A 21938-nucleotide genomic window follows, 5' to 3' on the forward strand; every position below is an offset into this window, starting at 1 on the left:
GCATACTTGTATATCTTAAATTTTTGCCGGATGCCAAGTACAGGGCGACATAACCAATCAACGTTTTATGAACATTTACAGATTATTATACATACTGCTATTATTGTCATTTTTTAACGGCAACGCACAAAAAGGCAGCTTTCCGGAGGTGCTTGAAATAAAATCAGATACGGCAACGTATATTAATCTGTCTCCTGAAAAGGCACAATATTTTGTTGAAAAACAAGGAAAGCCGCTAACTCTCGCAGAGGTACAGAAGCCTGTAAACGAAGTTAATTTTGTCCCGATAAAAGATTCTACCTTTTTAGGCGGTACTGTGCTATGGGTTCGCTACAAAATCAAAAATAAAACAGGATCACCCCTGGGCATTACTATACCCCAAGGTATCAGGCAGGCAGATATATATGTTAGCAACGATGGAGCAAAATGGAACCACTATATAACAGGAACAGCTGTCCCTTACAGTAAAAGAGATGGTTATAAAAGAATGCGCGAAGTGCGTTTTACCATACCAAAAGATGTTGAAGTTATGGTTTATGAGCGCGACTATAATGGCTTTAGTCCCATGGGGCTTAAAATATCTGTTGGTATCGAAAAAAATGTACTGGAAAATGCTCACGATAATAATGAAGCATATGTTTTACCCATAATTACAGCCTCTATTATGGCAGGCATATTTTTTCTTGCCTTTGTGTTTAATATCTTTTTTTATACGGTGGTAAGAGAGCGGTTATATCTTATGCACTCACTGTTGCTTTTTGCCATGTTTATTGCTTATCTGCATATTCCGCTGAGAGATTTCTTTTTTAAAGAAAATACTGTAGTTCCGCTTATTACCGGGTTTATAAACAGAACGTTTTTGTTTTATTTGTTTGTTTATACGCTGCTCATGATCTTAAGGACAAAAAAACATTACCCTAAAATATATAAGGTTGCCGTTGCCGGAGCCACCGTTTTTTTACTGGCAAGCCTGTACCGAAACTTTTTTTATGATATTAACTTTATTGTCAGTACTGTATTTGTAATTCGTATTTTTCTTTTGTTACTCCTTTTCGGGATAATAATAGCTGACCTTTTCCAAAAACGTTCAGCGGCAAAATTGGTTGCGCTGGCTATATTTCCGTTTATTTTAATATTTACATTTTTTCTGTTTACAGATATTGGCGTAGACCCTAACGAATATTTTATAAGCTTTTCAATTGTTTGGGCAGTGGTTACCATATCGTGGTCTTTGTTTAACAGGTATAGGTATTTACAGGTACAAAATGCTAAACATGCCCTGGATAAAGAACGACTGGCAAGAGAAAAAGAGGAAGAACGAAATGAACTTATTGCAAAGCAAAATATACTTTTAGAGCAGCAGGTGGCACAGCGTACAGCCGCCCTTGAAAATTCGCTTGCAGAACTAAAGCTTACCCAAAACCAGCTTATACAGTCAGAAAAAATGGCAAGCCTTGGAGAGCTTACAGCCGGTATTGCCCACGAGATACAAAACCCTTTAAACTTTGTAAACAACTTTAGCGATGTGAGTATAGAGCTTTTACAGGAGCTTAAAGAAGAAGTTGAAAAGGGCGATACTAATGAAGTGAATGTCATAGCAGATGACGTAATGCAGAATCTTGAAAAAATAGCCCACCACGGCCGCCGTGCAGATGGTATTGTAAAAGGGATGTTGCAACACAGCCGCACATCATCGGGGGTTAAAGAGCCAACAGATATTAATGCCCTGGCAGATGAATACCTTCGCCTTGCATACCACGGACTGCGTGCAAAAGATAAGAGCTTTAATGCCGAACTGGTTACTGATTTTGGCAGCAGCCTGGCAAAAGCCAATGTAATTCCGCAGGATATGGGCAGGGTATTGCTCAACCTTTTTACCAATGCCTTTTATGCAACACAGCAAAAAACTAAACTTCATACAGTAAACAGCAGCCAGCCACAGTTAGCAAACTACAAGCCTGTGATTACAGTAAGTACAAAACAGGTAGGTAATACAGTCGAAATTACAGTAACAGACAACGGAACCGGTATACCCGATGCTATAAAAGATAAGATACTTCAGCCGTTTTTTACTACTAAACCCACGGGTCAGGGTACCGGCCTGGGCTTGAGCCTTAGCTATGATATTGTGGTTAAGGGGCATGGCGGTACCATAGATATTTTGTCTGAAGAAGGGAACTTTACTACATTTACAATCAAACTACCATTATAAAACCAGAAAACAGGACCAATGAAAAAAATTGCATTTCTTTTATTCCTTTTAAGCTTTATTTCTGTTGCGGCACAACAGCGATGGCCGGAGGCTTACATTGTTCAGTCTGATTCGGCGAAATATGTAGATATTCCCGATGATAACTGGCAACGCCTTAATACATATGAGGAGCATATTACGCTAAAGCAGGTAGCAAGCACCAAATATGACACAATGTTTGCCAAGGCTAAAAGTTCCCGCAGAGAATTTTTTAAATGTTATTCGTGGGTACGGTACAAGATAAAAAATACAGACACAAAAAATGTATTGTTTACATTTTCTGCAAATAAGGGCAGACAGGACTTTTATGTAAAGGCCGAAGGTAATAAATGGATACACTATGTGGCCGGTGATATGGTACCCTGGAGTGAAAGAAGTGGTATAAAAGACATTTCAGAAGTTCCGTTTGAACTGGCACCCGGTCAGGAAGTATTTGTTTATATCGATATGGGGCAGATAACAGCGTTCAATGATATTCAGCCTTCTATAGGAAATTACTTTAAGGTTATTGAAGAACACTATCTTAAAGCCGAACTGTACCAGCGGGATGATGTTATCTCCTTTGGGTTTTTTGGGTTTATCATTTTTGCCATGATCTTTAATCTGTTCTTTTATTATGTAAACAGAGAAAAGGTATATTTTGTGTTTTCGTTGTTGTTGCTTTTTTCGGCATTGCTTTTAGGTAAAGAAGTTTTATCATCATTATGGTTTAATGAGTACAGGCAGCTGTATACATTTTTCATGGTCTTTACCGTTACCGGATTTATTATTATGCTTCTTAATACTACCCGCTTCTTTTTCAGGGTAAATGTACATTTTAAGGGTTGGGATATGTTCCTTAGGTACTACTCAATATTTGTGGGGTTTGCAGGTGTTTTTGTTTATATGGGGCTTATAAATAAATGGTTTATATTTCTTATAGTAGTAGCTACACTTGTAGGGCTTGCAGGTTTTGCATTTATAGTAGCACTTATAGTAATGCTTATTTCGTTACTAAAGAAAAAAGATAAAGAAGCCCGACTGTTTGTAACGGCTGCCCTTCCGTTTTTAGTAAGCCCGATATTAAACGCCATTATACCGTCGCAATGGGTGTACACTATGTGTGGTGTCTGGACAATACTTGCCCTGTCGTGGGGAATGTTTGCCCGTTATAAAAGACTGCACGAAGAAAATGCACGTGCCGCGCTTGAACGTGAAGAAGAGCGTAACCGCCTTGTAGCAGCCCAAAAAGAGGAACTCGAAATACTTGTAGAAGTGCGCACTGCCGCTTTACAGCAATCACTTGAAGACCTTAAGCAAACCCAGAACCAGCTTATTCAGTCAGAAAAAATGGCAAGCCTTGGAGAACTTACTGCCGGTATAGCCCACGAGATACAAAACCCGCTAAACTTTGTAAATAACTTTAGCGATGTAAGTATTGAACTGCTTGATGAAATGGGTGAGGAGCTGGACAAAGGCGATACCGAAGAAGCAAAAGCCATAGCAGGAGATATTAAGCAAAACCTTGAAAAAATAGCCCACCATGGCCGCCGTGCCGATGGTATTGTAAAAGGCATGCTTCAGCATAGCCGTGCCAGCTCTGGTAATAAGGAAGCTGCCGATATTAACAAACTTACCGATGAGTACTTACGACTGGCTTACCATGGCCTGCGAGCCAAGGATAAATCGTTTAATGCTGATCTTGTAACAAACTTTACCGATAACCTTCCGCAGCCCCGCATAGTGCCGCAGGATGTGGGCCGGGTGCTGCTTAATATGTTTACAAATGCTTTTTATGCCATGCAGGAAAAAGGTAAACAATCTCAATCTGTAAATTACAAGCCTGTTGTTACAGTAAGTACCAAGCAGGTGGGTAATACAATAGAGATTACCGTTAAAGATAACGGTACCGGTATTCCTGATGAAATTAAGGATAAGATAATGCAACCGTTTTTTACTACTAAGCCCACCGGGCAGGGTACAGGCCTTGGGCTGTCTTTAAGTTATGATATAATAGTTAAGGCACACGGCGGAAACATAAACATTAACAGTGTTGAAGGCGAAGGCACAGAATTTATAATTACACTGCCGGTTTAGGCATATTAGCGCATGAAGAGATTTTTACTGTTTTTATTGTTACTGTTTATTTTACCAGCTACTGCGCAGAGCAACTGGCCTCAAGCCTTTACCGTATCGGCAGACTCTGTAAGTTATAAAAAGATGGATGTTGCCTATTGGCAATACCTCGAAATGGGTAACGACAGTATAACGCTTAAAGCGGTACTTACGCCTGAATTCCAAAAGCGCTTTAAAAACCTTGATATTAAGAACAGTCCGGCCTTTACTGAGAAACAAAATGTTTGGGTTCGTTATAAGCTGCATAATTCTAATACATACCCTTTAACCATATTATTACAGGCAAAGGAAAATGATGTTACATTTTTTATAGGCCCTAAACGAGAACGATTTGACCACGGATATATGGTGCCATGGAAAAACCGCAACGGATTAAAGTTTTTTTTAGAAATGGTATATACCGTGCCTGCTAATACAGAGATTGAGGTATATGTCTATCTAAAAAATATAGGGTATGTTGATTCTTTGTATCCAAAGCCGGGAAACTACAACAGGTTTGTCGAACAGGCTTTTCATAATACGCCTCTGTTTACCTTTAATGATGCTATTGCAGCCGCATTCTTTGGGTTTATATTTTTTGCGGTAATTTTTAATATGCTGTTTTATTATATTAACAGGCAGCGGGTATATCTTTTATACTCAATAACACTTCTATTTGCAGCGCTATATGCTGCTATAGATGTTATATCGATGGAGTTTTTAAGAGACTATCCTGCGGTGGCAGAAAAAATTCAGGCATTCTTAATACTTACCCTCATCTTTTTAATGATATATACTGCAAGGTTCTTTTTCAATGTAAAGCAGCATTATCCAAGATGGGACAAACTACTTGTATGGTCTCCCATCATCATTATTGGTTTAGGCATATTGTCACTAATCTATCAAAAAACCACAGGTACTGTTCCTGTAGTCTACATAACTCTGGCCGCCGTTGTTATCTTCTTTACCCTCATTGGCGGAACAATTATTATGCTAGTATACTTTCTGCGTAAAAAAAACAGGGAAGCACGCCTTTTTGTAATTGCTGCATTGCCATTTTTGGTTAGCCTTATACTATCTGTATTTACAGATATAGAATGGGTGGTATATGGCGGAGGTATATGGACTATTGTAGTGCTATCATGGGGAATGTTTGAAAAATTTAGAAACCTGCAGATTGAAAATGCGCGTATAGCGCTGGAAAAAGAAGAAGAGCGCAGCCGCATGATAGCCCAGCAAAATGAGTTGCTGGAACAACAGGTAGCAGCTCGCACTACCGAGTTGAAACAATCGCTCGAAGACCTTAAGCAAACACAAAACCAGCTTATCCAGTCAGAAAAAATGGCAAGCCTGGGAGAACTTACCGCAGGCATTGCCCATGAAATACAAAACCCGCTCAACTTTGTAAACAATTTTAGCGAGGTAAGCGCAGAGTTATTGCAGGAACTTAAAGAAGAAGCGCAAAAAGGTGATATTGATGAAGTAAATGCTATTGCCGATGATGTGATTCAGAACCTTGAAAAAATAGCCCATCACGGCCGCCGTGCCGATGGTATTGTTAAAGGGATGCTACAGCACAGCCGCACCTCTTCAGGACAAAAAGAAGCTACAGGTGTTAATACCCTGGCAGACGAGTACCTCCGCCTTGCCTATCATGGGCTGCGGGCAAAGGACAAATCTTTTAATGCAGACCTGGTTACAAACTTTGCAGATGGGTTGCCAAAAATAAACATTATAGCCCAGGATGTGGGCAGGGTATTGCTTAACCTGTTTACCAATGCCTTTTATGCTACGCAGGAAAAAGCAAAGCAGTCGCAGCTTACAAATTATAAGCCCCTGGTTACAGTAAGTACAAAACAGGTGGGTAATGCCATAGAAATTACGGTTAAAGATAATGGTACCGGTATACCCGATGCCATTAAAGACAAGATATTGCAACCGTTCTTTACCACAAAACCTACCGGAGAGGGTACCGGGCTGGGGCTTTCTTTAAGTTATGATATTGTGGTAAAAGGCCATGCAGGAGGCATAAACATTGAGAGCAAAGAGGGCGAGGGAAGCGCCTTTATAATTACGCTCCCGCTATAACATCTTCTGCGCATTTTAACTATATTAGCAAACCATTTCCAACAATCTTAATACAATGTCGATAAAAATATTAGTGGTAGACGATGAGGCTGATGTACAGCCGCTTTTCCTGCAACGTTTCAGGAAAGAGATAAAAAATGACGAGATCAGTTTTGATTTTGCCCTTTCGGGCGAAGAAGCATTACAGTATCTTACAGGGCATCATTCTGAAGTCGTACTTATATTATCTGATATAAATATGCCCGGCATGAGTGGTATAGAACTGTTGTCTAAAATTAGGCATGAGTATAGTGTGCCACCTCCTATAGTAATGATGGTAACGGCTTATGGAGATGAAGAAAACCACAGGCAGGCAATGGACAATGGTGCAAACGACTTTTTGACCAAGCCGCTTGATTTTAATTTATTAAAAGAAAAACTTAAACAAATTACAGAATAATGTCGAAGATACTGGTGGTAGATGATGAACCGGATTTAGAAGTCCTGGTGAAACAGAAGTTCCGTAAAAAGATCAGGGAAAATATATACGAATTTGTTTTTGCACAAAATGGGCAGGAAGCGCTTGAAAAAGTAAAAGAGCATCCTGACCTCGATTTGGTATTAAGCGATATTAATATGCCGGTAATGGATGGGCTTACGCTTTTAACGCATTTGCCCGAGGCTAACCCTACGCTAAAAGCGGTGGTTGTATCTGCCTATGGCGATATGCAGAATATTCGCATGGCCATGAACAAGGGGGCTTTTGATTTTGTGTGTAAGCCGGTAGATTTTGAAGACCTGGATCTTACTATAGAAAAAACCATTGTATATGTACAGCAGTTACAGGAAACACTTAAAGCCATAAAAGAAAACAACATACTTAAAATGTATGTAGATGAAAACGTGCTTAATTTTATGACACACAAAGAGTTTGAAACCAGCCTGCTTAAAAATGAGCTGCTGGAAGCTACAGTGTTGTTTATAGACGTGTGTGGTTTTACATCTATTACAGAGCGTATTCCTGCAAATACGGTGGTAAGTGTGCTTAATGGCTTGTTTGACAAAATTGTAGCCGGTATAATAGCACAAAACGGACACGTAGATAAATTTATGGGCGATGCGGTTATGGCTGTTTTCCGTGGTGAGTACCATATGGACAGGGCGATAGACGCTGCACTCTCTATAAAAGAAGAAATTGCAAAGCTCGACGAAATAGTGGAGGGCGAGATAAGGTTTAAGCCCGAAATATCAATAGGTATTAACTCCGGCGAAATGGTATCGGGCAATATAGGTTCGGCATCGCTTAAGCGACTGGATTATACCGTGATAGGCGACTCTGTAAATGTGGCACAACGCCTGCAATCGGCAGCAAAAGCCGGACAGATATTGATAAGTGAAGAAACCTACCAAAAAGCAAAGGAATCTTTTAGTTGTGAATATGTGGGCGAATTTACCCTTAAAAACAAAGCAAAACCTGTAGTTACTTACGAAGTTAAGGAATAGTAAATAGGCCAGGCCATAAAAATAAGCCACGAACTTCCGGAATAAAACTTCGGGAAATTCGTGGCTTATTTCAATAAAATTAAATGATGTTTTTACTTTAAAGGCTTAGTGCCTTGCCTGGCGGCTAAGCACACCACCGGCAGTTTCTTTAATAACATTGGTAAACACAAATGCCTTAGGGTCAATATCGTGTACAATGTTTTTAAGCCTGCGCAGTTCCAGCCTGGTTACTACGGTAAATACAATATCGCATGGCTGGCTAATGTTATAACTGTCTTTTAAAAATCCGCGCTCTCCTTTATATACGGTAATACCTTTACCAAGGCTCATTACAAGCGCTTCTTTTATCAACTCGCTCTGGCCTGATATTATAGTAACTCCGTTAAACTCTTCTATACCTTCTACCACAAAATTTATGGTTCGCGATGCGCTGTAATAGGTTAGTATTGAGTATAATGCAGTAGGTAGCCCGAGTTTTACAGCCGCAATAAGGAAAATAATAATATTTATGCCCAGTATTATTTCGCTGATGGTAAAACTTACGCGTTTTCCTGTATATAGTGCCAGTACCTCTACACCATCTAAGGCGTAACCGCCACGCATGGCAAGGCCTATACCAATACCCATAAATGCACCGCCAAATATTGAGACAAGTAGCTTATCTGACGTTATTTGAGGATAAGGTATAAACAGCAGGCAAAGCCCCAGGCCGGTAATGGCAAATAATGTTTTTAATGCAAAACCCCTGTTTACCTGAAAAGCTGCCATTAATATAAGCGGAATATTTGCTGCTACAATTACATAGCCTATATTCCAGTGGTAGAGTTCGTGTACTAAAAGCGATAAGCCTGTAATACCACCATCAAAAAAGTGGTTAGGTATTAAAAAACCTTTCAACGCAAAACCACAAAATAGTATTCCGGCAGCCGCGTAAAATACGTCGGTAATATTATGTTTAGCAAAAATATCTTTCATTATAGTACAGTTTTAGATAACAGTTGGTTTAGGTTTTCTTGTTTTTTTTGGTTGCGCAGCTGCTGTGCTGTTTTGGTAAAGTAAGTATGTGCTTTTAAGAATGCTATTTGCTGGTCGTTCCATTCGCTGCGGGTTAGTATATTACCGCCGGCGCACATTTCGAGGTATAATTTATCGCCCAGTTCAAAAAAGTCATCCCGCCCCAGGTAATCCAGGTCGGCATCACTTATTATTTCGCCCAGTTTATCAGCCGGAGTTTGTGGCAGCCTTGTAGCGGTTATTATTTCGCATATTTTTTCAATATCATTTTGGCTATAGCCAAATTCCGGTAGTGTTTGTTGTGCTATTTCACACGATATTTCCTCATGCCCGGCGCTTTGGTAAAGGTAACCGGAATCGTGGTATAATGCCGCGGTTAACAGTAGTGCAGCTTCATTGTCAGGAATACCTTCAATTTTGGCAAGATCTGCAGCCCTTTCATAAACATCGAGTGTATGGTTTACAGAGTGATAATACAAGTGCGGGGCTAAATCATTTTTTAGCCTGGCAAGTATAAATTCTGATTCGGGTTTTTGAAGCATATCCTTTTATTGGCGGCTAAAATACAAAAAAAATACGGCTGCCAAAATGGTTATTAAAAGGATAGGGGGCTTTGTATAAAATTGCAGAAAGGTTTACATCTAAATAACAAATTTGCTAAAAATTGTAATTGCTTTTTTGCAAAACCTTATGCTTTCTTATAAAGCCTTCGTATTGCTAATTCGTTATCTTTATATAAACACATACCATGAAAAACATCCACCCGGAAAACTATATAGTTACCCCACCATTTTTAATTGCTGAAGCTCCTACTGTTGTAAAGCTAAAAGCATCTGACGATGAAAAAAAAGAAGCGCTACACGAAGTAAGCAAAAAGTTGGGGGAGTTGCAGGACAAGATGTATGCTAACAACCGATACAGCGTGCTGATAGTATTGCAGGGTATGGATACCAGTGGCAAGGACAGCCTTATAAAACAGGTGTTTAAAAATTTTAACGCCCGTGGGGTAGTGGTGTATAGTTTTAAGCAGCCAAACAGCGCCGAACTAAAGCACGATTACCTGTGGCGTCATTATATTGCGCTGCCCGATAAGGGTAAGTTTGCCGTGTTTAACAGGTCGCATTATGAAAATGTACTGGTTACCCGTGTGCACCCGGAATATTTATTAAAGGAGAACCTGCCGAGCATAGAAGATGTAAAAGACGTGCCTGCTAATTTTTGGAAACAGCGTTACGAGCAAATCAATAATTTTGAGAAGCACCTGGTATTAAACGGCACTATAGTGCTTAAATTCTTTTTGCATATTAGTAAAGAGGAGCAACGCCAGCGCCTGTTGCGAAGGCTGGAACTTAAAAGCCATAACTGGAAGTTTAGCCCGGCCGATCTTGATGAGCGCCAACTGTGGGATGAGTACCAACAATATTATGAAGAAGCTATAAACAATACCAGCCGCCCCCATGCGCCCTGGTATGCCATACCGGCCGATGATAAAAAACTCGCACGATTGCTTGTAGCCAAAACTATTTTAAAGGAACTTGAAAAATATAACTTTCATGAACCGGAGGTTAATGAGGAAGTTTTAGAACATATAAACGCCTACAAACGCAAACTGGAAAGTGAGAAAGATTAGGCGTTTTGTGTCTATCCTATGCTTTTGTTTTTAAGAGCATAAACCTATAATTTTAAGGATTGGTATCCAGTAAATCTATTAATTCTTCATTACTCAGGCAAAGGCCCAGGTTAGCAGCTTTTTCGTTATCTTCTTCTTCGCCGTTAATAAAGTAAATGGGAATTTGCGATGTAGCCTTTCGGTTACGTATGCTTGCAGCCGTAGTGCGGCCATGCAGCGGCTTTACCCCATAGTTTATAAGTATGGCGTCGGGTTTTTCTATACCCGTTTTACGGTAGGCTTCGCCACCATCTTTAAGTTCAAAACCTATAACGTTGTGTGGAGTACCGTTACAGGTCTTTAAAAGCAGAGACGAGGTGCTGTCGGCACACCAGTCTATTATAAAGAGTTTCATCTATAAAACATTGGTAGTATAAAGTTATAAAAAAAACCGTAGCAGCCATTATACGGCACAGGCTTTTTAAAACGGAGCATCTGGTAAATAAAGTTTAAAACACTTCAATGTATAAATGATTTGTATCTTTGACTGATAATAGCTTTTTTTAGTGAGGACTACTTTTTCTGCCCATATTCAAAACCCTGAGGGTTTTAAACAACAAGCACTCGCCTGGGCGCAGCAATACAGGGAAGTTGTTTTTTTAGACAGTAATAACTACCATCAAAAATACGGCAGCTATGATGCCATACTGGCTGTAGATGCGTTTACATCTGTAATTACAGATCATTATAATGCGTTTGAAGACCTGGCTGTTTATCGCAGGACTACGCAAGACTGGTTGTTTGGTTACCTGTCTTACGACCTTAAAAATGATACCGAAGATTTAACCTCGCGTAATTTTGACGGCCTTGGTTTTGCCGACCTGTTTTTCTTCCAGCCCCAAAAGCTGTTCCTTTTAAAAGGTAATACAGTTGAGCTGCACTACCTGGCATTGTGCGATGACGAAATGGAGAGCGACCTTGACGAAATTCTAAATTCTGAATTGAGAATTGAGAATTTAGAATTGGGGATTGATAACAAGGAACCGATAACTATACAGCAGCGCATATCTAAAGAAAGCTATCTTGATAAAGCCGGGCAGATGTTGCAGCATATTTACCGTGGCGATATTTATGAGGCTAATTTTTGTATGGAATTTTATGCTGAAGATGCCGTAATAAATCCGCTAAGTACGTACCATCAGTTAAATGCCATATCAGAACCGCCCTTTGCAGTGTATCTTAAAAACCATAAGCAGTATTTACTGTCGGCTTCGCCAGAACGTTATCTTAAGAAGGAGGGAAGCAAAATTATTACGCAACCCATTAAAGGTACTGCCCCCCGCAGTACTGATGCTACCGAAGATGAAGCCCTGAAAACCGCGCTTACCCAAAACGAAAAAGAACGTGCCGAAAACATAATGATCGTAGACCTGGTGCGTAATGATTTGAGCCATACGGCAGAAAAGGGTTCGGTTAAAGTGGAAGAACTTTGCGAAGCTTACAGCTTTAAGCAGGTGCATCATTTGATATCTACCGTTACATCGCACATTGATAGTACTGTTATGCCAGAGGAGGTTCTAAGAACTACCTTCCCTATGGGCAGCATGACGGGGGCTCCTAAAATATCGGCCATGCAGATTATTGAAAACCTTGAAGTAACCAAGCGCGGGCTTTATAGTGGTGCCGTAGGGTACTTTACACCCGATGCCGATTTTGATTTTAACGTGGTTATACGCAGCATACTTTATAATGCAGATAAGCAATATGTATCTTTTTCAGTAGGTAGTGCCATTACGGCCGACGCCATCCCTGAGAAAGAATACGAAGAATGCCTATTAAAGGCAAGGGCTATGCGTACGGTGCTGGGAGGATAGGAAGGGATATGGGATGACGAATTACACACGTCAGTAACTTACCTTTATAATAAAGTTTATTGCGTACTTTTGCCTAATGCCTTTTTCTAATAGTATGTTGTCTAAACTGCAAACCCACCTGACTACTCAATTATCTTTCTTAAAAGATAAAAAATTACTCCTCGCTACCAGCGGCGGTGTAGACAGTGTTGTTTTGGTACACCTTTTTAAAGCGTTGGGTTATAACATATTTATAGCACACTGCAACTTTGGGCTAAGGGGAGACGAGAGCGATGGCGATGAACAGTTTGTGCGTAATTATGCAGCTGAAAATAATATCCCAATTTTTGTAACCCATTTTGATACTAAGGCTTTGGCTCATGATGCTAAAGTATCTATACAGGTGGCAGCAAGGCAGCTGCGCTATGCCTGGTTTGAAGAACTAATTAGGGACAATAACCTTGACTACCTGCTTACGGCACATCACTTAGACGATTCGGTCGAAACATTTCTTATAAATTTTACGCGGGGTACCGGGCTTGATGGGCTGCTGGGCATACCACAACAAAACGGAAATATTGTACGTCCGTTGCTGCCGTTTACCCGAAACGATATTGAGGCATACGCCAAAGCGAACAACATTGCCTGGCGTGAAGACAGCAGCAATGCATCTGATAAATACCTGCGCAACAAGCTGCGCCATACTATAGTGCCCATTCTTAAAGAACTCAATCCGTCTTTTGCAGATTCGTTTGTTCAGACCCTTACTAATCTGCAACAGGCACATTCGCTTACAGAAGATGCCTCGGTTTTGGTATACCGGGAGGTGGTTACAGATATGGAAGATAAAAAGATAATCAGCATCCCGCAACTTATACGTTTGCCAAACTATCAGGCTTATTTGTACCAATGGCTTAGTCCGCTTGGGTTTACCGCCTGGGATGATATTTATGATTTGGTTAGTGCGCAGCCGGGTAAATTTATACTTTCTCAAAACTATAGGTTGTTAAAAGACCGCGACAGCCTGATCGTAGAACCGTTTAAAGAGGCGCAGGACAGGATTTACGAAATTGCAAATAACATTGATAAAACTACTGTTCCTATAGAGTTAAGGTTCGAAATAATAGCAAATAAAGAGCAAAATGCTACAAAAAACATAATTTTTGTTAATAATGAATTAATAAAATTCCCGTTATTTGTCCGTAAATGGCAGGAGGGTGATTATTTTTACCCACTGGGAATGAACGGGCAGAAAAAGAAGGTTTCAAAGTTTTTTAAAGATGAGAAATTTTCACTTTCACAAAAGGAAGATACCTGGCTTTTATGTTCTGAAAATGAAGTAATATGGATTGTTGGCCATCGTGCCGATAACCGTTTTAACGCTGATACACAAACAACACAAATTTTAAAAATAGAGGTTTTACAATAATGAAAAAACTTGCTTTTATATTGTTTTTCATTTCGGCATTCTTTGCCGCAAATGCACAGGTAAAGCAGCCTGTAAAGTGGACTGCAAAAGCTGAAAAAAAATCGGATACCGAATTTTTACTTACGTTTGATGCTACCATAGAGCCATCATGGCACATGTATTCTCAATATAGCGATGAGAACGGTGCAGTACCTATGACAGTTGTTTTTAATAACAACAAAGGTAATTATGAACTTATTGGCAAAGCCAAAGAGAGTAAAACCGAGCAGGCCTATAACGACGTGTTTGAAGTTACCGAAACCTTTTGGAGCAACAAGGCACAGCTTAAACAAACGGTAAAGCTTACACCTGCAAGTAATAAAATAGTACAGGTTACTTTTGATTACCAGGTGTGTAAAGAAGTTTGTATTCAGGATACCAAGCTTTTCCAGTTTGACCTTGCAACATTAACGGTTAAAGATGTAAACAAGTTTGACAAAATAGCGTTAAAGGCAGCTACGGCGGTAAGCACGCCAGATGTTGCAACTACTGCACTGGCAGCACCCGAAGAAGCAGCTACTGTTATAGCTGATGCTAATGATACTGTTGCAGATACAGCAAAAGTTGCAGCATCTAAAGATAAGAAAGATGTTGCAATAACTACAACTCCTAAGAAATCAGACGAGAAAAAAGGGCTTTTTACTATTTTCTTTATCGCGTTCCTTTCTGGGTTTGCAGCATTGTTAACACCATGTGTATTCCCTATGATTCCTATGACGGTAAGTTTCTTTACCAAGCAGAGTAAATCTAAGGCGGCAGGTATACGTAACGCCATAACATACGGTGTTTCAATAATTGTAATTTATGTATTACTGGGGTCATTAGTTACCGGGATTTTTGGAGCAGATTCGCTTAATGCGTTATCTACAAACGTAGTATTTAACCTGGTATTCTTTGTACTCTTAATTGTATTCGCCTGTTCATTTTTAGGTGCATTCGAAATTATGCTTCCTAACTCGTGGGCTAACAAAGTGGATCGCCAGGCAGACAGGGGAGGTATTGTAGGTATTCTTTTTATGGCGCTTGCCCTTGCTATAGTTTCATTTTCATGTACAGGTCCTATCGTGGGTACACTGCTTGTAGAAGCGGCTTCTAAAGGTGGTCTTGCACCTGTAATAGGTATGTTTGGCTTTTCATTAGCACTAGCCCTTCCGTTTATGCTTTTTGCAATGTTCCCGGGCTGGTTAAACAGCCTTCCAAAATCGGGCGGATGGCTTAACACGGTTAAAGTATTCCTGGGTTTCCTTGAACTTGCGCTTGCGTTTAAATTTTTAAGTAATGCAGATCTTGTACTACAATTACATTATATAGAAAGAGAAACATTTCTGGCTATATGGATTGCCGTATTTGGTGCATTGGCACTATATATGTTCGGTAAAATTACGTTGCCGCACGATACTCCCGGAGGATTCATTTCAGTAGGCAGGCTATTGCTCGGTTTGTTAGTCTTGAGTTTTACGGTATACCTTATTCCGGGGCTATGGGGTGCGCCACTTAAGCTGATAAGCGGTTTCCCACCATCGCAAACGTATAGTGAAAGTCCGTATGGCTTTGGCGCAAGCAGTAGTGGTTCTACAGCTTCTAATATTGCCTTGCCGGAAGGTTCCCATAATGGGCCTCATGGCATTGCTGCTTTTGAAGATTATGATAAAGCATTGGCTTATGCCAAAAAAGTTAATAAGCCACTGCTGATTGATTTTACGGGGTATGCCTGTGTTAACTGCCGCAAGATGGAAGATAATGTATGGAGCGACGAGCGCATACTTTCGATACTTAAAAATGATGTTGTACTTGTATCATTATATGTAGACTTTAAAGAAGATTTGCCGGAAAGTGAGCAGTATACTTCTCAGTCTACTGGGAAGTTTATTAAAACGATTGGCAACAAATGGAGTGACTTCCAGATTACAAAGTACAAGACTAATTCGCAGCCGTATTATGTGCTGGTAAATAAGGCTGAGGAAAACCTTAATGAACCAGTAGGATATACACCAGATATTGAAGAATATCTTACCTGGCTAAAAGACGGCGTAAGTAAGTTTAAAAAATAATACGTTTTAAAGTTTAAAAAATCCCGAAATACAGTACTGCTTAGATAAACTCAGCAGTACTGTATTTCGGGATTTTTTATTACTATGAAATTTAAGATTACGCAATTTTTTAAATAACCTAAAGAGGTTGTTGTTAATAAAATATTTTTTAAAGGTTAATTTATTAAGTCTTGTTGTTTGCTATTAATAGTATATTTGTTAAAATACTATTTAAAAAACATGAATGTACAAGTGCTTAAAAGCCTGCCGGCAAGAAGGTTTCTATTATTGTTGCTTTTATTTCAACTGGTGGGTTATGCCCAGGTAAACTTTACCCAAAGCAACTTGCCTATTGTTATTATTAATACAGATAACAATGCTGAAATACCCGATGACCCTAAGATACAGGCATCAATGAAGATAATTTATCATGCAGATGGTACTACCAATTATCTTACCGATCAAAATACCACTGCTTACCTTAATTATTCGGGGCGCATCAAGATTGAGGTACGAGGATCAACATCTCAGGATTTACCCAAAAAACAGTACGGCTGGACAACTTATGAAAGTGACAATAGCACAAAAAAGAAAGTCAGCATACTGGGCATGCCCAAACAAAATGACTGGATACTTAATGGCCTTGCGTTCGACCCTTCGTTAATTCGCGATTATTTATCATACAACCTTTCGCGTGCCATAGGCTATTATACGGTGCGTACGCAATTTTGTGAGGTGGTATTAAACGGTAGTTATAATGGTCTGTATATACTACAGGAAAAGCTAAAGGATGATGAAAACCGTATTAACATAGAAGCAATTGATGACAGTGCGGCCAATGGTGTAGCGCTTACAGGTGGCTATATAACTAAAGCTGATAAAACTACAGGTGGTGACCCTGTAGCCTGGAGTATGCAGTCGTATGTGGGCAATACAGATTTTATACATGAACTGCCTAAACCGGAAGATGTAACAAGTGCACAGGATGCTTACATACATCAGCAGTTTACAAATCTTGCCGGTACATCACATAACAACAATAGTAATTTTGGTACCGGCTATCCATCTATAATAGATATCCCCACATTTGTCGATTTTATGATAATGTCTGAGTTGGCCGGTAATGTAGACAGTTATCAGGTAAGTACTTATTTTCATAAGGATATTGGCGGAAAATTGCGTGCAGGGCCTATTTGGGATTTTAACCTGACCTTTGGTAATGATCTCTTTTCATACGGTTATAATCGTGGTTATTATAATGTATGGCAGTTTGCTAATGGAGATAACGAAGGGCCAAAATTCTGGAGAGACCTTTTTGATACACCCGACTTTAGGTGCTACTTTTCTCGCAGGTGGAATGAACTTACACAAGCAGGCCAGCCTCTAAACTATGATAAAATAGTGGCTGCTATAAATACAACTACAGCTACTATTGCAGATGCTGCCGCACGCGAACAGGCAAGATGGGGAACGGTGCCTAATTTTAATGGAGAGGTTGATAATATAAAAAACTGGCTACTGCAGCGTAGCACATGGATTACTAATAATGCAGGTAGTTACACCGCTTGCCAAAACCCTGTATTGCCATCGCTGGTTATTACAGATATCAGCTATCATCCATCAGAATCTAGTCAGTTTCCTGAATCTGACGACCAAGAATTTTTTGCCATAAAAAATACAGGTACTACAGTGGTTAACCTTACAGGCGTGTACCTGCGTGAGTTAGGCACATCATACCAGTTTCCTGTAAACAGCACCATAGCGGCAGGCGAAACATATTTTATTGCGGGCAATGCTACTGTGTTTCAGCAAAAATATGGTTTTGTACCGTTTGGAGAGTTTCAGCGCACTTTATCTAACAGTACCCAGAATATTGTACTGGCAGATGGTATGGGCAACATTATTGATACAGTGCAGTATGATGACGAAACCCCATGGCCGGATGCCGATGGAAATGGTATGTATCTGCACCTGACAGCCACAAACCTTGATAACAGCCTTGCTGCAAGTTGGGAAGCAGTTAGCGAGGCAAGCCTGGGAGCGGCTACCTTTAAAGATATAGCAGGGGTTGTGCTTTATCCTAACCCGGTAAGCAATATCCTGAATGTAACAGCCAGAGAGACCATTAACGGTTTTGAGATGTATAACATTTATGGTAAGCTGTTGCAAAGTGGTAAACCGGAAACTGACAGGCTGCAAATACAGTTTAGCGGATATGCGGCTGGTATTTATTTTGTGAAAATAGAAACTGTATCAGGCAGTATAACTAAAAAAGTTGTGAAGCAATAATATCAATTATAGATATGTTATATTCCGAAATTAAACAATAGTGTATAGGTTTAGAATAAAGTTTACCACGGGGTACACAAAGTAAAGATGCACTAAGGCTACAAAGTACGCTTTGCTCTAAAGGGCCCAAGGCTTTGCCGAGCAGCTTTGTGTTCTTTAGCCTGGAACAAGCTTTATTCATAAAGCCTTGTGATCTTAGTGAAAAACCTTGTGCACCTTGTGGTAAAATTCATTATTATAAATTATTTATTACAGCTCAGGAATTACAGGAACGAGACTGTTGTAAATAAAAGACATAAGTTATGTTTCGTTAAATATAAAAAGTAAAAGAGACGCATTTGGTGCGTCTCTTTTTGTATTAATTCAGCCTTTTAAGCTCCAGTATTTCTTCTTCTGTTTCAGCATCTTTATAACGGTGAAAAATGCGTCCTATCAAAATGCCCAGACGATTTTTATAATCTTCTACAAGCCACTCCCTGTAATTTTTAGTTGTTTTACTAAGTAATTTGGCATACTGTTTTACACGATAGTCAATATCCGGTTCCAGCTCGCGGGCCAGTTTACGTGCTTCAATAATAGTTTCAGCATTTTCTATGCACATAAACGCGTGTTGGCGAATAGATTTATCAATTACGTGTTTAGGTTTTTCCCTGTTGTCTGCCGCAATTTTAAATTCCTGTTCAACATCAAAAGTTACCTCCATAGATTTGCCAAACTTTTCTCTCAGTTCATCTGGCATTAAATACACATGATAACTTTCTATTTCAGCATCTGTGCGTATGTTGTCTAAAAACAATTCAGGGTTTTTAAAAATGTACTGCCAATCTATAGGGTCGCTCCACAGGCCAAAGCGCTGTGCATTGTTACCCAGGTCAATAACTGTAAAAGTGTCTTTTTCGGGCAGGCTGCGCGAACCACGGCCTATCATCTGAAAATACAGCGTTAGCGAGCGTGTAGCGCGGTTTAGTATTATGGTTTCTACGGTAGGCTCATCAAAACCTGTTGTAAGGATAGATACTGATGTAAGTATGGCATCGGGCGTTTTTTTAAACCATGCCAAAATCTTTTTACGTTCCATATCAGGCGTACGGTTATCAAGGTGCTTTATGGGCAGCCCTGCCGCACGAAACGTTTCATATACATATAACGATGTGTTGATACCGTTATTAAATATGAGTGTTTTTTTTCCCTGCGAACGTGTTATGTATGATTGTAACAGTAAATCCTGCATGATGCCGCGACTATAAAGCTCGTCTGACGATGCTACGGTATAATCGCCATTAATGCCCAGCTTAAGCGATGTAAGTTCTACATCGTAGCCAAACATTTGCGCTTTAGCTAGATATCCCCTGTCTATAAGTGCTTTTATAGGTTCGCCCATAATAAGCTCATCATAGGTTTCATACATCGGCAGTTCTATGTTAGAACTTAGTGGTGTAGCTGTTACCCCAAGAAATACTGAGTCTTTAAAATAAGTAAATAACTTACGGAAACTGTTGTAATGGGCTTCATCGACTATAACAAGGCCTACATCATCCATGTGGAATTTCTTATCCTTAAGGCGGTTGTTTAGCGTTTCTACCATAGCTACATAACAAAAGAATTCGTTATCATAAGGCAGCTCTTTTACAGCACTGTCTATAATGGTATTTTTTACGCCAAAGCCGTTAAGCATTTGCGATGTTTGCTTGCTAAGTTCTATGCGGTGTGTAAGCACAAGTACTTTTCGCTTATATTTTTCGGTATAGCGGCGTGCAATTTCAGAAAATATTACGGTCTTACCTCCTCCGGTAGGGAGTTGGTACAATAAATGATAGTTATTTGGTTTGCCCTCAAACTTCTCAAATATGGCGTCAATATCTTTCTGTTGGTAGTTGTAGAGCTCTTTTCTGTCCCCTTCTTCGTCGGCTTGCATATATGGTTTGTACTAAAGCCCAAAAATATATATTTACTTACATTATATTGTTTACAAAATCATAAATTTATTAAGAAATAATATTTGGCTTATTAATACCCGCCAAGCCATAGTAGTGCGTTGAGTATCAGTTGCGACTGGGTACTGTTGTTAAAAGTTAATGACAACTCTTTATTAGTTCCGCCATCATAATCGATGTCATTATGCCCCATATTAACATAAAGCATACGATATTTTGTGTTCGTCCATACCACAGGGTAGTAGCCTTCGTGCCAAATTTCATGCTGTTTTGGCCCAGTGCCCAACGGAAAACTGGACGGGTCTATTGATACCAGGATTTTGATATCAGCATTGGATTTTAAATCTTTTTCCCATCTATACCATTCATTAGGGGCAGAGGCAAATGTTTTGGGCAATGATTTTACGGCAGGGTGTTGTTGGGCTACTTTTAGTATAGCCGATGTAGGCTTCCAGGTATTGCTTACATACTGTCCGCTGCCTAAAAAGGTGTTGTGGTACCAGTCCCAGTTTTGCGGATAATCTGTGTCATTCATGGCAAAGGCCGCAAAATGGAAACCGATAAAACCACCGCCATGTTCCATATATTTTTGAAATGCCTGTCGCTGTTCCAGTTTTTCAGGACGTGTATCAAGAAATAATACTACCTGGTATTTTGCAAGAAACTTTGCATTGAGGTTATCCCAGTTATTAGTGCTATCGTATGTAAAATTATGTTCTTGTGCCATTTTTGCCAGCCATTTATTGGCTTCGTGCACAAAACTTACATGGGCACGGTCGTTAATTCCCGTATAAAAACCTACTACATTAAAATCAGGTTTCTTTTTAGTCTGGCTAAAGCCGATAGATAGCCCTGCAAAGAACAGGAGGATAAGGTATTTCATTGGATGTATTTTGGATATCCCAAAAATACACAATTTTATACCTGTGCAATTATCTATGTTCTTTATAGGTGTTTCCTGTCCAGATGTCCTGAAAGTACAAGCGTTGTTTTTCGGTAAGAGGTAACTTTCCTTCAGCAGCAAGAGCTTCGGCTAGTTGTTGTTGCGTACGTATGCCGGCCACAGCAGTAGTAATGTCCGGATTATCCATTACGTACCGCAGGGCGCCTTCGCCTAACGTATATCCTTCGGGCAGTTTTTGCAACAGCCCTTGTTGTATGTTTTTTACTTCAGTTTCAGATAATCCCAAATAGGGTGCAGGTACCTTACCCGCAAGCAGGCCGGAAGCGATGCTGCCCCGTGCCAGCACACCAATATTGTTTTTGCCTAAAAGCTGTAATGTTTCCTCTTCAGGGCGGCGGTCCAGCAGGCTGTACTGTGTCATCACCGCGCTAATGTTGCTGCGGTTTACATATTCGCGTATAACATTAGGCCGTATAGAAGATATGCCGTAGCTTCTTATTTTACCACTATCTACAAGCCGTTCAAAAGCTTCGATAACTTCATCTGCCGGATCGTCGATTGTGCCACCGTGCAACAGGTATAGGTCAATGTAGTCCGTTTGCAGGCGGTGCAGGCTATCGTCTATGGCACTTAAAATATACTCTTTGCGGGGGCACCATTCCCAGCCGGAGCCATCGGCTTTCCACCGGTTACCAACTTTGGTAGATATATGTACACTATTGCGTTTACCTTTAAGGGCAGTGCCCAGAAGTTTTTCGTTGGCGCCTTTCTCATACAGGTCAGCAGTATCAAACAGGTTAATGCCGCCGGCTATGGCTTCTGATATAATTGAATCGTTCTCTTTATTTTCGGCTTTTAACGACATACAGCCAAAACTGACTTCGCTAATTTTAAATCCGTTTTTCAGGGTGTTGTATTTCAT

Annotated in this window: 16 protein-coding genes; 10 read left to right on the forward strand and 6 right to left on the reverse strand. The window is 40.0% G+C overall.

The window, feature by feature from the left end; genetic code table 11:
- Positions 1 to 67: 67 nt before the first annotated feature.
- From DYH63_RS04900 to DYH63_RS04920, 5 genes are read left to right on the forward strand one after another with little or no spacing between them, the layout of a single operon-like run.
- Entirely contained in the window at positions 68 to 2212 is a 2145-nt protein-coding gene (locus DYH63_RS04900; protein WP_205528278.1) for an ATP-binding protein, read from the forward strand.
- Between the two features lie 18 nt (positions 2213 to 2230).
- Positions 2231 to 4327, forward strand: coding sequence for a sensor histidine kinase (locus tag DYH63_RS04905; RefSeq protein WP_116787753.1), 2097 nt, complete (start codon positions 2231 to 2233; stop codon positions 4325 to 4327).
- Positions 4328 to 4339: 12 nt separating this feature from the next.
- A complete protein-coding gene (locus tag DYH63_RS04910; protein WP_116787754.1) occupies positions 4340 to 6433 on the forward strand; it encodes an ATP-binding protein in 2094 nt (697 codons plus the stop codon).
- A gap of 55 nt (positions 6434 to 6488) precedes the next feature.
- Complete coding sequence (locus tag DYH63_RS04915) at positions 6489 to 6872, forward strand: response regulator (protein WP_116787755.1); 384 nt, start codon at positions 6489 to 6491, stop codon at positions 6870 to 6872.
- A complete protein-coding gene (locus tag DYH63_RS04920; protein WP_205528279.1) occupies positions 6872 to 7915 on the forward strand; it encodes an adenylate/guanylate cyclase domain-containing protein in 1044 nt (347 codons plus the stop codon). Before DYH63_RS04915 ends, DYH63_RS04920 begins: the two co-directional genes overlap by 1 nt.
- Before the next feature lie 105 nt (positions 7916 to 8020).
- Here DYH63_RS04920 and DYH63_RS04925 read toward each other — a convergent pair whose 3' ends face one another.
- Together DYH63_RS04925 and DYH63_RS04930 are read right to left on the reverse strand one after the other, a co-directional pair.
- Positions 8021 to 8890: a YitT family protein gene (locus DYH63_RS04925; RefSeq protein WP_116787757.1), complete on the reverse strand. Its 870-nt coding sequence runs from the start codon at positions 8888 to 8890 to the stop codon at positions 8021 to 8023.
- Positions 8890 to 9471 carry an HD domain-containing protein gene (locus DYH63_RS04930; RefSeq protein WP_116787758.1) on the reverse strand — a complete coding sequence of 194 codons (582 nt, stop codon included), beginning with the start codon at positions 9469 to 9471 and terminating at the stop codon, positions 8890 to 8892. Before DYH63_RS04930 ends, DYH63_RS04925 begins: the two co-directional genes overlap by 1 nt.
- Before the next feature lie 206 nt (positions 9472 to 9677).
- Here DYH63_RS04930 and DYH63_RS04935 point away from each other — a divergent pair, with 206 nt between their 5' ends.
- Positions 9678 to 10559 (forward strand): PPK2 family polyphosphate kinase, encoded by an 882-nt coding sequence (locus tag DYH63_RS04935; protein WP_116787759.1) that lies wholly within the window; start codon positions 9678 to 9680, stop codon positions 10557 to 10559.
- A 52-nt stretch (positions 10560 to 10611) separates the two neighbouring features.
- Here DYH63_RS04935 and DYH63_RS04940 read toward each other — a convergent pair whose 3' ends face one another.
- Positions 10612 to 10953, reverse strand: coding sequence for a PleD family two-component system response regulator (locus DYH63_RS04940; protein ID WP_116787760.1), 342 nt, complete (start codon positions 10951 to 10953; stop codon positions 10612 to 10614).
- Positions 10954 to 11104: 151 nt separating this feature from the next.
- On the opposite strand from DYH63_RS04940, the gene DYH63_RS04945 reads away from it, so the two are divergent.
- The 4 genes from DYH63_RS04945 to DYH63_RS04960 all read left to right on the forward strand — a co-directional run bounded on the left by DYH63_RS04945 (position 11105) and on the right by DYH63_RS04960 (position 18178).
- Positions 11105 to 12412 (forward strand): anthranilate synthase component I family protein, encoded by a 1308-nt coding sequence (locus tag DYH63_RS04945; RefSeq protein WP_116787761.1) that lies wholly within the window; start codon positions 11105 to 11107, stop codon positions 12410 to 12412.
- A gap of 94 nt (positions 12413 to 12506) precedes the next feature.
- Complete coding sequence (tilS, locus tag DYH63_RS04950) at positions 12507 to 13820, forward strand: tRNA lysidine(34) synthetase TilS (protein WP_116787762.1); 1314 nt, start codon at positions 12507 to 12509, stop codon at positions 13818 to 13820.
- Entirely contained in the window at positions 13820 to 15910 is a 2091-nt protein-coding gene (locus DYH63_RS04955; protein WP_116787763.1) for a protein-disulfide reductase DsbD family protein, read from the forward strand. The genes tilS and DYH63_RS04955 overlap by 1 nt, the downstream gene beginning before the upstream one ends.
- A 219-nt stretch (positions 15911 to 16129) precedes the next feature.
- Positions 16130 to 18178, forward strand: a complete 2049-nt coding sequence (locus tag DYH63_RS04960; protein ID WP_116787764.1) for a CotH kinase family protein — start codon at positions 16130 to 16132, stop codon at positions 18176 to 18178.
- A gap of 358 nt (positions 18179 to 18536) precedes the next feature.
- On the opposite strand, the gene DYH63_RS04970 is transcribed toward DYH63_RS04960, so the two are convergent.
- From DYH63_RS04970 to DYH63_RS04980, 3 genes are all read right to left on the reverse strand, one after another.
- Complete coding sequence (locus DYH63_RS04970; RefSeq protein WP_116787766.1) at positions 18537 to 20093, reverse strand: DEAD/DEAH box helicase; 1557 nt, start codon at positions 20091 to 20093, stop codon at positions 18537 to 18539.
- Positions 20094 to 20185: 92 nt separating this feature from the next.
- Positions 20186 to 20995 (reverse strand): ThuA domain-containing protein, encoded by an 810-nt coding sequence (locus tag DYH63_RS04975; protein ID WP_116787767.1) that lies wholly within the window; start codon positions 20993 to 20995, stop codon positions 20186 to 20188.
- Between the two features lie 49 nt (positions 20996 to 21044).
- Positions 21045 to 21938 carry an aldo/keto reductase gene (locus tag DYH63_RS04980; protein ID WP_116787768.1) on the reverse strand — a complete coding sequence of 298 codons (894 nt, stop codon included), beginning with the start codon at positions 21936 to 21938 and terminating at the stop codon, positions 21045 to 21047.

Origin of the sequence: Flavobacterium psychrotrophum, assembly GCF_003403075.1 — a bacterium.
Taxonomy (GTDB): domain Bacteria; phylum Bacteroidota; class Bacteroidia; order Flavobacteriales; family Flavobacteriaceae; genus Flavobacterium; species Flavobacterium psychrotrophum.